Below are 12,138 nucleotides of genomic sequence, written 5' to 3'. Positions count from 1 at the left end.
ATTGAGGAATACAATATTAGAGGACGGAGAATGCAGGCATGAACACCAGACGAAATCCCAAAGAGGCAAGCAAACGGGGCGGCAAGCCCGGAGGCCCCTCCCAATCGCAGCCAAAATCAGGGGTAAGAAACCATAAATCAGGCGCTAAGCCTGGATTCACTGCCAAAGCGAAGGGACAGGCTGCCGTCAAAAGCTATTCCATAACTGAGCCCGCAGAGCTGCTGCCTTTTTTGCTTAGCGTAATCACTAACAAGGGACGGAACTCCGTCAAGTCACTGCTCGCCCGCGGACAGGTCTCCGTAAATGGCAAACCAATAACCCGGCACAATTTCCAGCTGCATCCGGGTCAGACTGTAACCATTGACCAAGAGAAGCAAGTACAGGCCAAAGAGATGACCCTGCTGACCATCGTTCATGAGGACGATGATCTGATTATTATACAGAAGGATGCAGGACTGCTCTCCATCGCCACCGGTGAAGACAACGAATTAACGGCATACCGCCAGCTGATGGAGCATGTCCGCCTCACCAATCCGCGCAACCGTATTTATGTCGTTCACCGGCTGGACCGTGATACTTCAGGCGTAATGATGTTTGCCAAAAGTGAAGCCATTCAGCAGAAGCTGCAAAATACGTGGAAGGAAACCGTAAAGGAACGTTCCTACGTGGCACTTGTGGAAGGGGCCGTCAAAAAGGCCGAAGGGACCATCAGCTCCTGGCTAAAGGAAACTTCGACCCTCAAAATGTATTCCAGTCCCCATGAAGGTGACGGGCTTCATGCCATAACTCATTACAAGCTCATTCAAGCCAACCGCCATTTCTCACTGCTGGAGGTACACCTGGAAACCGGACGCAAAAATCAAATCCGTGTGCATATGGCTGACATCGGCCACCCTATCGCCGGTGACAAGAAATACGGCGCAGAGACTAAGGCCGTAGGCCGCCTTGGCCTTCATGCCCGCGTGCTTTCCTTCGTTCATCCGACTTCGGGAGAACTGCTGACCTTTGAGAGCGCCATTCCCAAGACGTTCCTGAAATACACAGCCCCTGCGCCAACCAACTGATTCCTGTTCCTAAGTGGATTTGCAAAAAGACACCCTCCCGGGTGTCTTTCTTTGTGCTACTCGATCTTTCCGCCTTCAACGACCAAATCATCGGTGTAGCATCCGTATTTTGTGAATTTTCACTCTCATTCCCCACATGGTACAATGTAGAGAAAATCAAGAAGGTGCTTTCGGTGTTCCATCCTACTGTTTTTGAGAATATTAAGGTTTCCTTAGAGAATCAGATCTATGACTATGATAATCTGGATGGAATTCTGGTAGTCACGAACCGTTCCGATCTGCTGGACCTGGCATTGATGTCAAGGGAATTCACCCTTTCCTTCAAGCTGGCCGGCAGCAGCAAGGTAACAAGTGAACTGGTTCTCCGCTCGTCGGTGAAGGATCTCAGTGATGAAATACTGGAAGTCCCGGATTCCGTTCCTGGCTGTAATCTGCTGCTGCGTTTTCATTTGGAAATCGGGGATATCTCCACCCAATGCTCTGCCATCGAACAGATTCTCACCGGGATTTGGGGCCCGGAGCTTACTCCCGTACAATCACTAAGCTTCCCCTTCGGCAGCAATAGCGGCCTATACACCTGCTGCGTCTCTCTCGCATTCAAGAGACAAATTAATGAAGAGCAAATGGACGATCTGCCGGACCTGCTCGAGTTTCTGCTTAGAAGCGCTGAGGAACTGGAGAAGGTCTAATATCACAGTGAGGTGAAGCCATGTTGAAGTTCCTGCCTCCCGCCAAAAGCAATCGCTGGTTCGTCTGGTACCTGATTTATACCTTGATTCTCTGGCTGCTGCTGGCCCTGCACCGGTTTTGGCTGCTCGGGGAAAATTTCGACCTTCCGGTCTTTGCCCGTTTTGCGGCGCTCGCCCTTGTAGTCTCCGGAATTCTGCACAGCTTCGGGTGGTTCGGCGCCAAGCGGGTATGGTTGATCAGTACCATTGGCATTGTTTTCGGACTGGGCACCATGTATCAATACACTTACCAGGACATGTCCGGCTGGGAGGATCTTGCGGGATTCCTGTCTTTGATCGTGTTTACAGCGGGCGGCTTCGTTCTGGGTCTTATCACCGAAGGCAGTTATCTGCTGATCAGGAAACTGCGGAAACCTTAGTCCACGGGGTCCACAAGCGAAACAGATTGAATAATCTGAACAAATGATGAGGTGATATTGCCATGTCCACTTCCTATTTGACCAAAAAAGCGCTGGCCCAGTCGTTAAAGCACTTAATGGAGCACACCCCGCTCAATAAAATCTCGGTAAAACATCTTGTCGACGATTGCGGGCTGAACAGGCAGACGTTCTACTATCATTTTCAGGATATTTTTGAGCTGCTGGGCTGGATTTACAAGACGGAGGCGGTAGAGAGCATTGCTGAATACCGGAGCTACAACACATGGACAGACGGGTTCTACAGAATCTTTTGTTATATTGAAAGCAATACAACCTTCTGCTGCAATACGCTGGATTCTCTCGGCAGATCCCACCTTGATGCTTATCTGTACGACGTAACCAACGGCCTGGTTATGGGCGTCATTCAGGAGCTGTCAAGCGGAATGGAGGTTAGTGCCGAAGACAAGCGGTTCATCGCCAACTTCTACACTCTCGCCTTTACCGGGCTTATCATTCAGTGGATGCGCGACGGGATGAAGGATCAGCCGAAGCATATGATTGAGCAGCTCAGTGTGCTGATTGAAGGGAATTTTCTGAAGGCGCTGCATAAATACGAGAAGAAGCTGTCGTTACCTTAGGGTGCGCAGCTTTTTTTAGCTAATTGGAACCAGTTGGCGATTCTATTGGGCAGGAATTGCACAAACGATGCGGAATTCAAGACTTTGGTGTGAAAAATATGCAAAAACCAGGAGGATATGATGACAGAGGACTTTTATTGCGATGAGGTATTGAACGGAAAAACCCAAGTCCATAAGGTGCTGGAGACGGAAAATGTGCTCGCTTATCATCACACAAGACCTTTTTATCCCGTTCATATCGTGGCCATCCCTAAGAAACATATTTCCTCATTGCTTACTCTAGAAGAAGGTGACAATGAATTACTCCTTGAGCTGTTGGAAGTCATTAAGCAGGTTGCCGCCATGGTAACCCAAGAGCACGGAGCTTGCAGAGTTCTCACAAACTTAGGTAATTATCAGGATTCCAAGCACCTGCATTGGCATATCGCCTTTGGCGACCGGCTGAGATAACTCACCTTTCTCGCAAACCCTGTAAATCACTGTAAAAAAACTATACACTTTGCCTAAAGTGACCAAAATCCATACACTCTGGCGGTTTTGATTATACCTTCTGGACCGGGCTAGGGTTACATTAGGGTTAGCAACAGCAATCAGCAACCCTATGGAGGCGAGTATTCAGTGAAAAGAGAGTACGGTAACCAACAGGTTTATTTTGTCGGCGGCGGGATTGCATCCCTTGCGGGTGCGGCATACCTCGTCAGAGACTGCGATTTTCCGGGAAAGAACATCCACATTATTGAAGAGATGAAGATCCTCGGCGGCAGCAATGACGGCGCAGGCAGTGTAGAGCATGGATATGTCATTCGCGGCGGACGGATGCTGAACGATGAAGCCTATGAGAATTTATGGGAGCTTCTCAACACCATCCCTTCGATCGACCATCCGGGAAAGTCCGTCCGGGAAGAAATTACCGAATTCGACGACGCCAACCCTACCCATTCCAACGCCAGACTTGTGAACAGCAAGGGTGAAGTTGAGGACGTATTGTCGATGGGCTTCGATATGGCCGACCGGCTGGCAATGGGCAAGCTGATTATTACACCAGAGGAAAAGATGGGCAAGGCCCGGATTAACGACTGGTTCGCTCCACACTTTTTCGAGACGAATTTCTGGTATATGTGGGCGACCACCTTCGCCTTCCAGCCTTGGCACAGCGCCATTGAGTTCAAAAGATACATGCTGCGCTTTATTCACGAATTCCCAAGAATTCAAACGCTCGAAGGTGTCACCCGCACACCTTATAATCAATACGATTCGATCATCCTTCCGCTGCACAAATATCTGGAGCCTTTCGGTGTAGACTTTACGCTGAAATGTACAGTAACTGACCTGCAGTTCAAAGACGGCGACGGCATTACCGTCACGAAGATGAACGTGCTGCGTCAAGGCGTGGAAGATGTCATTGAAGTGAAAGACGGCGATCTGGTTATCGTCACAAACGGCTCCATGACCGAAGGCTCCAGCCTCGGTTCGATGAGCACCGCACCGCGTCTCAACGGCAAAGGCAGCTCGTGGAAGCTCTGGGAGAACATTGCCGCCAAAAAACCTGGCCTCGGCAATCCATCCTCCTTCGACGATCATGTCGACGGCTCCAAGTGGGAATCGTTCACCGTTACATTCGAAGACTCCAAATTCTTTGATCTGATGGAGAAATTCACACGTAACCGGGCCGGCACCGGCGCGCTCGTCACCTTCAAGGATTCGAGCTGGTTCATGTCTGTAGTGCTGGCGTTCCAGCCGCATTTCCGCGATCAGCCTGAGCATGTTACGGTATTCTGGGGCTATGGGCTGTATCCTGACAAGGTGGGCGATTTCGTCAAGAAGAAAATGAGCGACTGTACCGGGGCAGAAATCATGGAAGAGCTGATCGGACATCTGCACTTTGAAGAGCATAAAGCCGAGATTATGGCAACCGCCAACTGTATCCCGTGCATGATGCCGTATATTACTTCCCAGTTCATGCCGAGACTCGGCAGCGACAGACCGCTGGTCGTGCCAGAGGGCTCTACCAACCTCGCATTTGTCGGTCAATATTGCGAAATTCCGGACGATGTGGTGTTCACCGAGGAATATTCCGTCAGAGCGGCCAGAATCGCCGTCTACACCCTGCTCGGCATCAACCGTCCGGTTGAGCCAATCAATCAGTACCAGTATGATGTTCGGACGTTACTTTCGAGCCTTGTGACTTCATTAAGATAATAAAATCATAGATAATCAAGAAACCTCTCCCTTGATCACGCAAGGGAGAGGTTTCTTTGTGCATTCGGGTAACTATGGGGGTATGGACCCTAACGCGCTCAATCAGATGCTGCAAGAACCGTCATCGCAGCCTTCGGCATCCGGTGCCTGTGACTGTGGTTTGCCTACAACCTGCAGTACCGGAGCGGTCTTCTCCTCCGCCCATACTGTCTCCAGCACCTCGGAAAATACCGGGCCGGGCTGTGCACCGGATACCGCATATTTATTGTTGAAGACGAAGAAGGGTACACCGGTAATGTTCAGGCGTTGCCCTTCTTCAATATCTTCATTCACTTCAGCCGCGTAGGCATCGCTTTCCAGCATCGCTGCGGTTTCGGCAGCGTCCAGTCCAACCTCGCCGGCCAGCGAAACCAGAACACTGCGCTCTCCAATATTAACCGTATCGGTAAAATAAGCGCGCAGCAGCCGCTCGGTCATTGCCGCTGCCTTTCCTTGAGCAGCGGCATAATGGCTCAACCGGTGGCTGTCGAAGGTATTGGTATGCACCACCGTATCGAAGTTGAACTCCAGGCCGACACCTCTGGCTTGCTCCGCCAGCTGTTCGTTCATCGCTTTGGCCTTCTCGCGGGTCATGCCGTATTTGGCGGCCAGCTGATCATGAATATCCCTGCTTGCATCTGCACGGGCATTCGGATCCAGCTGAAAGCTGCGGTACACCACTTCCACCTTGTCGCGGTCAGGAAATTGGCTCAGCGCGTGTTCAAGCCGTCTTTTGCCGATATAACAGAACGGGCAGGCGTAATCGGACCATATATCTATTCTCACATTAAATTCCTCCTAATGGGATTGTGAATCCATTGGTATTACCATTAACAAATAATACGTCACTTACAATTATATAGTTAAAAACCAAAAAACACAAATGCTAAATAAAAGTAAACGAAAGTGGTATATACGCCCTACTTATCGGGGAGTAAAATTAGATCAACACGTACTTTCGGTGCTTTACCTCATTACTACTATTACTAGCGGACGATAGGCGTCCCAGAAGGAGCCAGCGGCATGCATGATGTGTCTATAGTAATTCCCACGCGCAACCGGATCAGCGATCTTACGCTGTGTATTGAATCCATCGGCAGGCAGACAGAGCTGGAAGACGTCTCGATCGAGCTATTGATTGTTGATGATGGCGATATTGAGGAGAATGTCCTGGACTATTTGCGCAAGGTGCTGGCGCAGATGCCAAGTGCTGAGCTGCGTTATTACCGCAAAACCAAACCTGGCGTCTGGCTCTCCCGTTACGAAGCGCTGAACCTGATCGACGGAGACATTGTGCTCAGCTTCGATGATGACGCCGAGCTGGATGATCCGCTGTATATCCGCCGGATGCTGGACACCTATGCGGCCGATCCGGCGATTGTCGGAGTAGGCGGCATCGCCAAAGGCCTCTCCAGCAGCAAATCCGGCAAGCTGCTCGGCGTGCTTACCTGCCAAATGTCGGCTTCGCCCGGCAGACTGTCGGCCAGCACGCTGGCAGGCTCACTGCTGCTCTGGGGAGAAACGGAGGATACCTTTGAAACGGATTTCTTCCACGGCTGCAATATGTCTTTCAAACGTGAGGCGCTCAGGGATATGAAACCTTACCCCTGGATGACCAGCTATGCCGTGGCTGATGATATTTATATGTGCCATCTGGCCAGCAAATACGGCAAGCTTGTAATCAACCCGGATATGAAGATTACCCATCATGAATCCCCAAGCTCCCGTGATAAAGCGGGACGCGTCGCCCGTGCAACCGCGGTAAACCATTATTACCTGCTCAATCTGCGCAAAGCCCCGGTCAAGAACTACGCTGCCCTGCTGTGGACGCTGACTTATTTGACCGGCAAATCAACTCTGAAGCGCAACTTCAATGCGGTTTCAGGCTATATCAGCGGCATCCTCTTTGTACTGAATCCCCGCAAGAATAAATACAGCGAATATATGCTGGACTAACGCTCCCCACACAAACTTCATAATGGACAACAGCAGAAACACCTGCCTGCCCTTTCGGGAAGCGGGTGTTTCTGCTGTTTCTGCGGACTGCTTCTTCCGGTCTTCTTAATCCGCAAAATGTCATGAAAGTAGTATCCACTGCCATTCTTTCTGGGGTATGATAGTAAAGATGAGTTCAAGAAACTACTTTTATGGATGGTGGAATATGTTTAAAAACAAAAAAACGACGCTAATTCTGGTCGCTCTCGTCATCATTATCGTTGCTGTTGCCGGCATCTGGATGCTTACAGGTAACAAGGATAAAGACGCTGCCAGTACCTCCGATACCTCAGGCGGTGCAAAAGTTTCGGAACAAGGCGGAACGAAATCCCTTGAGCAGACTTTTTACATTTATGATACGGTCGTTAACATTAAGGTCTTCGGCGATCATGCCGAGCAGAAAAATATGGACGACATTCAGGCCATGCTGGAACGGATGGATATAGAGTTCAGCCGCACTAAGGAAAATGGAGAAATCTACGCGGTCAACCAGGCAGCAGGTAAGGAAGCTGTTACTGTCTCAGACGAAACTCTGGACATCGTCAAGCTTTCGATTAAATATGCCGAAGAGATGGACGGGCTGTTCGATCCGACGATTGGGCCGCTGGTGGATCTGTGGGATATCGGCAACGACGGTAAGCAGGTTCCACCGCAAGCAAATATCGAACATGCCAAGAGCCTGACCAATTACAAGGATATTATTGTAGATGAAGCAGCGAAGACCGTGATGCTGGCTAAAGAAGGCATGGTGCTCGATATGGGCGGAATCGGCAAAGGTTATGCTGCTGACCGGATCGCCGATTATTTGAAGGAGCAGGGTCTGGACAGCGCGATGATCAACCTTGGCGGCAGCAGTATCATTGCCCTCGGCAACAAGCCGAATGGATCGCAGTGGAACATCGGCCTGCAGGACCCCGATAAGACCCGCGGCACACAGCTGGGCACTATCAAGATTTCCAATGAGGTCATCGATGCTTCCGGCGTTTATGAGCGTTACTTCATGCAGGATAATGTCCGCTATCACCATATACTTGACCCGCGTACAGGGTTTCCTTCCCAGAACGGCTTAAAGAGTATTACAATTATGAGCCCGAACGCAACGGATGCAGATGCCTTGTCCACCGGCGTATTCCTGATGGGGCTTGAGGAAGGCATGGCCTACCTTGAAGCTCTGCCGGAGGACGTGGAAGCCTTCTTCATTACCGATGACAACAAAATCTATGCCACTTCAGGCATTAGAGAGAGACTACAGCTCACGGATCCAACGTATAGCTTTGCGGAGTAACTAAGAAGAAGATAAGGGGCTTTCATAATCCGAAGCCTATATCCCCTTGTCTTTCGGAACCATAGAACGAATAAGCGGCGGAGCTGAGGCTCCGCCGCTTATTCGTATTCCGTATCGCTTACTCCTCAGATCAGCGGAAGCTCGCTGAATTCTTGGTAACTGGCAAAGGTGAAGCTTGGGCTATGACCGGTTCCCGGCTGTCTGCCGCGCGGATTGTACCAGCATACTTTCCAGCCTGCTGCAAGCGCGCCAACTACATCATTGTCCCAGGTATCTCCGACATACAGCGAGTTCTCCGCTGTTGTTCCGCTCACGCGGTTAACATGGGCAAAGATCTCCGGGTCCGGCTTGGCCAGCCCAACGGCATCCGAGATGAAGATCATCTCTTCCGGAATCAGCTTGTCGATGCCAAGTCCGCGCAGCTTGCTCATCTGGTGAGCCTTCGGGCCATTGGTAATAATCCCAACCTTGTGCCCAAGAGCGATGAACCGCCGCAGCTGCTCTTCTACACCGTCTATGAACTGAATGGAATACTGCCGGCCAATGTAGGACGCCTGAACTTGGGCTGCCTGCTCCCGGCTAAGGTCCATCCCGTATTCGGCAAAAGCCAGCTCCAGACGCTGCACCCGCGTCTCCTCCAGCTCAAGCTCGCCCCGCAAATACTTTGGCCAGAGCTGGTCACTGTGATGCCTCACTTTATAAAATAGCTCCGCATAGTCCAGACTGTCCTCATCCGGGGCCAAAACCTCGCGTACCGCTTCCCGGAAAGGCACCAAATGATCGTACAAAGTATCATCCAAATCAAAAAAAACCGCCAGTTTATTGCTGTTATCCATAATAACGCCCCTTACTATTCCTGCTTGGTATTCAAAAATAGATTATAAGTGTAGAACTCATCATCCCGGACATAGCCTTTCGCAACGTATAGACGCTGCGCAGTAGTATTATCTGTCATCGTAGTCAAGGTCAGCCCTTTGCTTCCAGTGCTCAAAGCGAACTCCTGGGCACCGTCCAGCAGTAAGGAGCCCAAACCCTGTCCGCGCAGCTCCGCGGCCACATACAGATCATTCAGTATCCAGAGCCGCTGCATGCTCACCGAGGAGAAGGATGGATAGAGCTGGGCAAACCCTCCGGCCTGCTTATTAGCGCCGTTCCCCGTTACAGCCATCCAAATTGCGGACTCATCCGCCTCCAGTCTGGCCTTCAGGAAAAACTGGACGCCTTGAAGATCGGAAACCTGACCATAATACACGCGATATTCATCAAACAACAGAGCTATCTGTTCAAGGTCTTCAAGGCCAGCACGTTCCAAACGATACTCCGGCATCATCATTCCAACCTTTCTTATTTCCTTACTTAGTCCCTGGAGTCATAGAAGACATGCCGGGCACTGATTATGCCGTCTTCGATGTCCAGCAGCCCGAATGAATACTGCTTCTCCCGCCGTTTGTCGGTCGGTGATCCGGGATTAAACAGCAGAATGCCGTTTTCCCTGCGCATCAACGACTGATGAGAATGACCGAATAGAATGCAGTCCACTTCATCGCCTTCAAAAGCGAGCAGTGCATTCCCGTCCGTACCTTTGCGCGAATACGGGGCATGTCCGTGGATCATCCCGATACGCACACCTTCCAGCGTAATGATCTTGCGCTCTCCGAACCGCTGAATAATCTCGGCTCCATCATTATTGCCGGCAATTCCCTCGACCGGCGCGAGCTGCGACAGCATTTCATAGATCTCCAGCGCCACCCAATCCCCGAGATGCAGAATCTGGTCAACATGGCGGAATTCCGCCACAAGCGCCTGCGGCAGCGACTTCGCGTTCCGCGACATATGCGTATCCGATACAACTCCTATTTTCATCAGCTTCAGCTCCCTAATCCCCATATTGCCCGCGCAAGTATCGCAAGCAGCCATAATCATTAATATTCTGCTAATTGTACGATTTGCGCGTGGGAGAAGCAAGTAAACCGGTAGTTTCACTTAAGCGATCGAGTCCAAAATGCAGGATTGCCTCAATAGTTCAGTTCCTTATTCCCGCCAGTTCCACAGCCGAACTTCTCCTACCCGGATATTGCTGATCCATGTATTCTCCTCGAGCTTCAGCAGCTCCTTTACCGGACCCGTAACAACAACTCCATACAGCTTAACGCCGTGCTCCGCGAGATAACTTATGGATTCATCCAGATTAATGAATGGGGCTACGTTGTTTGATATTTTTTTATGCTGCTGCATTAGCCGCAAGGTATCCATGAAGTTCTCCTCACGCAAAGCGCCGTCCCCGTAGGATTCAACAGCTGGAGAGGCCGAACTGCTTGAAGTCACCTTGCTGAACCAGCCGGTTTTCTCCTCCGAGATCTTTGTTACCTTCATGTCATCGGCATGCCACAGCGGTGTATAAGGAAATCCAAGGGGCGTGCCGGCAAAACGTTCACGCGAGAATTGACCGGCGTCTGCAGCGAACCACACAGGCTGCAGATTCAATGGCTCCAGCTTCTTCAGCAGCTCATCCGTTGTGTATAACCGGTCTAAAGACAGATAAGCCTCAGCCACGGTGCCCTCGTGAAGCTTCTCCAGCATCCGCCACTCCTCCCCGTCGCTGCGGAGACTGCCTGAGTTCTTCCCTGTTTCCGGGTATTGAAAGTAATAATTCCCGCCACTCCGTTCATCCGTCCAGGAGAACTTGCCTACACCGCCCAGCCCCAGCAGAAACGGAGTGGAGTAGCTTCCCACATCCACCGTTTCCCCGCCAATTTGCTTCAGCAGCTTACCTGACATTTCCATTCTGAAAAAGAACTTCGCGTTGCTGCTCAAATGGACAATCGTATTCGGGCGGGAAACGGCAATCGCAGAAGATACAACGTCCCTGTAAATGTCTCCACGGTCGCCGGTACTATAGAACACTGCGGTGATAATGCTGCTGATGGTCGAAAATACCAAGAATGCCGCTAGGACAGTAAATGTATTGGCAATACGCGCCCTCCATTTGCCGCGGCGGATAATGCCCTTTTCCCTGCCGGACGCAGATTTCCTCTTGCTTTTTCCCTTACCCTTGCTCTTGCCGTTGGAGAGAACTACCTCCTGATGTTCAGACATGTGGTCTTCCCGTTCCATCAGCTCATCTACATAGACCTGATAGGCCTCCAGCTTCTCCAGCTCTTGCTCCAGTTCAGTCCGTTCCTCTTCCGGCAGCGTCCCCTCGCTGTACTTCCGCAGCTTCTCCTTGAACTCCTCACTCATGCCTGCTCCTCCTCCGCTCTGCCTCCCGCAGCCGCTGTCTGGCGCGGAATAACAATATTTTATATTGAGACAGCCCCACATCCATGATCTCCGCCGCTTCCTTGTAAGACATTCCGTGAAAATCGTACAACAGCAGCGCGTGGCGCTGCCCCTCCGGCAGGCTGTCTACAGACAAGGCCATCTCTTCCAGACGTTCCTGCCGCAGCAGGGTGCCTTCGGTCGTATCCGGATGGGCCAGCTCATTGAAATAACCCGCTTCTTTGGTGACACTCCGGCTCTCTTTCCGCTTGTAATCCACAAAAGCATTATAGGCAACGCGGAACAGCCACGGCTTGATGGTGTCTTCACGGCAATTCTCCAGGTACAGATAAGCCCGGTAAAAAGTCTCCTGCATTAAATCTTCGGCCACATGGTGATCATGACAGAGGGAGCGCAAATAGCGGTAAATATCCTGAACATAACTCTGATAAAGATCATCCAGCGAATTTGGCTTCATTCCCTCCCCCCTTACTCTAACCACGTATAAGATTGGAAAAAGTTACATGGTCAGGATAATATTTTTTGCTGATT

The 12,138-nt window shown here is 50.8% G+C and carries 14 protein-coding genes; 8 read left to right on the top strand and 6 right to left on the bottom strand.

Translation table 11 applies throughout. The features are described from left to right. The first annotated feature begins 38 nt into the window (after window positions 1-38). The 6 genes from NST07_RS06865 to NST07_RS06840 all read left to right on the top strand — a co-directional run bounded on the left by NST07_RS06865 (window position 39) and on the right by NST07_RS06840 (window position 5,009). Window positions 39-1,064, top strand: a complete 1,026-nt coding sequence (locus NST07_RS06865) for an RluA family pseudouridine synthase (protein ID WP_341090550.1) — start codon at window positions 39-41, stop codon at window positions 1,062-1,064. Window positions 1,065-1,117: 53 nt separating this feature from the next. After that, window positions 1,118-1,753 carry a hypothetical protein gene (locus NST07_RS06860; RefSeq protein WP_341090548.1) on the top strand — a complete coding sequence of 212 codons (636 nt, stop codon included), beginning with the start codon at window positions 1,118-1,120 and terminating at the stop codon, window positions 1,751-1,753. Between the two features lie 20 nt (window positions 1,754-1,773). After that, window positions 1,774-2,172: a hypothetical protein gene (locus tag NST07_RS06855; RefSeq protein WP_341090547.1), complete on the top strand. Its 399-nt coding sequence runs from the start codon at window positions 1,774-1,776 to the stop codon at window positions 2,170-2,172. 62 nt (window positions 2,173-2,234) lie between these two features. Further along, window positions 2,235-2,810, top strand: coding sequence for a dihydroxyacetone kinase transcriptional activator DhaS (dhaS, locus tag NST07_RS06850; RefSeq protein ID WP_341090545.1), 576 nt, complete (start codon window positions 2,235-2,237; stop codon window positions 2,808-2,810). Between the two features lie 117 nt (window positions 2,811-2,927). Further along, window positions 2,928-3,260: an HIT domain-containing protein gene (locus NST07_RS06845; RefSeq protein ID WP_341090544.1), complete on the top strand. Its 333-nt coding sequence runs from the start codon at window positions 2,928-2,930 to the stop codon at window positions 3,258-3,260. A gap of 168 nt (window positions 3,261-3,428) precedes the next feature. Further along, window positions 3,429-5,009 (top strand): oleate hydratase, encoded by a 1,581-nt coding sequence (locus NST07_RS06840; RefSeq protein ID WP_038587216.1) that lies wholly within the window; start codon window positions 3,429-3,431, stop codon window positions 5,007-5,009. Between the two features lie 102 nt (window positions 5,010-5,111). Here NST07_RS06840 and NST07_RS06835 read toward each other — a convergent pair whose 3' ends face one another. Then, the gene (locus NST07_RS06835) at window positions 5,112-5,834 is read right to left on the bottom strand and encodes a DsbA family oxidoreductase (RefSeq protein WP_341090540.1); all 723 of its coding nucleotides are present in this window, start codon (window positions 5,832-5,834) and stop codon (window positions 5,112-5,114) included. 237 nt (window positions 5,835-6,071) lie between these two features. On the opposite strand from NST07_RS06835, the gene NST07_RS06830 reads away from it, so the two are divergent. Both NST07_RS06830 and NST07_RS06825 read left to right on the top strand, forming a co-directional pair. Continuing rightward, window positions 6,072-7,004 carry a glycosyltransferase gene (locus NST07_RS06830; protein WP_340894262.1) on the top strand — a complete coding sequence of 311 codons (933 nt, stop codon included), beginning with the start codon at window positions 6,072-6,074 and terminating at the stop codon, window positions 7,002-7,004. Between the two features lie 205 nt (window positions 7,005-7,209). After that, entirely contained in the window at window positions 7,210-8,328 is a 1,119-nt protein-coding gene (locus NST07_RS06825; RefSeq protein WP_341377609.1) for an FAD:protein FMN transferase, read from the top strand. Between the two features lie 125 nt (window positions 8,329-8,453). Here the strand turns inward: NST07_RS06825 and NST07_RS06820 are convergent, their stop codons facing one another. The 5 genes from NST07_RS06820 to NST07_RS06800 form a co-directional block, all read right to left on the bottom strand. After that, entirely contained in the window at window positions 8,454-9,164 is a 711-nt protein-coding gene (locus NST07_RS06820) for an HAD family hydrolase (protein WP_341090536.1), read from the bottom strand. 14 nt (window positions 9,165-9,178) lie between these two features. Continuing rightward, a complete protein-coding gene (locus NST07_RS06815) occupies window positions 9,179-9,661 on the bottom strand; it encodes a GNAT family N-acetyltransferase (RefSeq protein WP_342481272.1) in 483 nt (160 codons plus the stop codon). Between the two features lie 23 nt (window positions 9,662-9,684). Then, the gene (locus tag NST07_RS06810) at window positions 9,685-10,191 is read right to left on the bottom strand and encodes a metallophosphoesterase family protein (protein ID WP_341090532.1); all 507 of its coding nucleotides are present in this window, start codon (window positions 10,189-10,191) and stop codon (window positions 9,685-9,687) included. 168 nt (window positions 10,192-10,359) lie between these two features. Then, the gene (locus NST07_RS06805; protein WP_342481271.1) at window positions 10,360-11,568 is read right to left on the bottom strand and encodes an anti-sigma factor; all 1,209 of its coding nucleotides are present in this window, start codon (window positions 11,566-11,568) and stop codon (window positions 10,360-10,362) included. Next, window positions 11,561-12,064, bottom strand: coding sequence for a sigma-70 family RNA polymerase sigma factor (locus tag NST07_RS06800; protein WP_076112666.1), 504 nt, complete (start codon window positions 12,062-12,064; stop codon window positions 11,561-11,563). Before NST07_RS06800 ends, NST07_RS06805 begins: the two co-directional genes overlap by 8 nt. Window positions 12,065-12,138 lie beyond the last annotated feature (74 nt).

Origin of the sequence: Paenibacillus sp. FSL L8-0340 (assembly GCF_038593145.1) — a bacterium.
Classification (GTDB): Bacteria; Bacillota; Bacilli; order Paenibacillales; family Paenibacillaceae; genus Paenibacillus_AQ.
The sequence above is the reverse complement of the archived record's forward strand: the minus strand, read 5'-3'. Positions and strand labels throughout refer to the sequence as shown.

What these genes read in the sequence shown, in the direction of transcription:
- NST07_RS06865 (WP_341090550.1), top strand. Translation starts at nt 39, where the DNA reads ATGAACACCAGACGAAATCCCAAAGAGGCAAGCAAACGGGGCGGCAAG.
- NST07_RS06855 (WP_341090547.1), top strand. Translation starts at nt 1,774, where the DNA reads ATGTTGAAGTTCCTGCCTCCCGCCAAAAGCAATCGCTGGTTCGTCTGG.
- dhaS (WP_341090545.1), top strand. Translation starts at nt 2,235, where the DNA reads ATGTCCACTTCCTATTTGACCAAAAAAGCGCTGGCCCAGTCGTTAAAG.
- NST07_RS06845 (WP_341090544.1), top strand. Translation starts at nt 2,928, where the DNA reads ATGATGACAGAGGACTTTTATTGCGATGAGGTATTGAACGGAAAAACC.
- NST07_RS06830 (WP_340894262.1), top strand. Translation starts at nt 6,072, where the DNA reads ATGCATGATGTGTCTATAGTAATTCCCACGCGCAACCGGATCAGCGAT.
- NST07_RS06825 (WP_341377609.1), top strand. Translation starts at nt 7,210, where the DNA reads ATGTTTAAAAACAAAAAAACGACGCTAATTCTGGTCGCTCTCGTCATC.
- NST07_RS06820 (WP_341090536.1), bottom strand. Translation starts at nt 9,164, where the DNA reads ATGGATAACAGCAATAAACTGGCGGTTTTTTTTGATTTGGATGATACT.
- NST07_RS06815 (WP_342481272.1), bottom strand. Translation starts at nt 9,661, where the DNA reads ATGATGATGCCGGAGTATCGTTTGGAACGTGCTGGCCTTGAAGACCTT.
- NST07_RS06810 (WP_341090532.1), bottom strand. Translation starts at nt 10,191, where the DNA reads ATGAAAATAGGAGTTGTATCGGATACGCATATGTCGCGGAACGCGAAG.
- NST07_RS06805 (WP_342481271.1), bottom strand. Translation starts at nt 11,568, where the DNA reads ATGAGTGAGGAGTTCAAGGAGAAGCTGCGGAAGTACAGCGAGGGGACG.
- NST07_RS06800 (WP_076112666.1), bottom strand. Translation starts at nt 12,064, where the DNA reads ATGAAGCCAAATTCGCTGGATGATCTTTATCAGAGTTATGTTCAGGAT.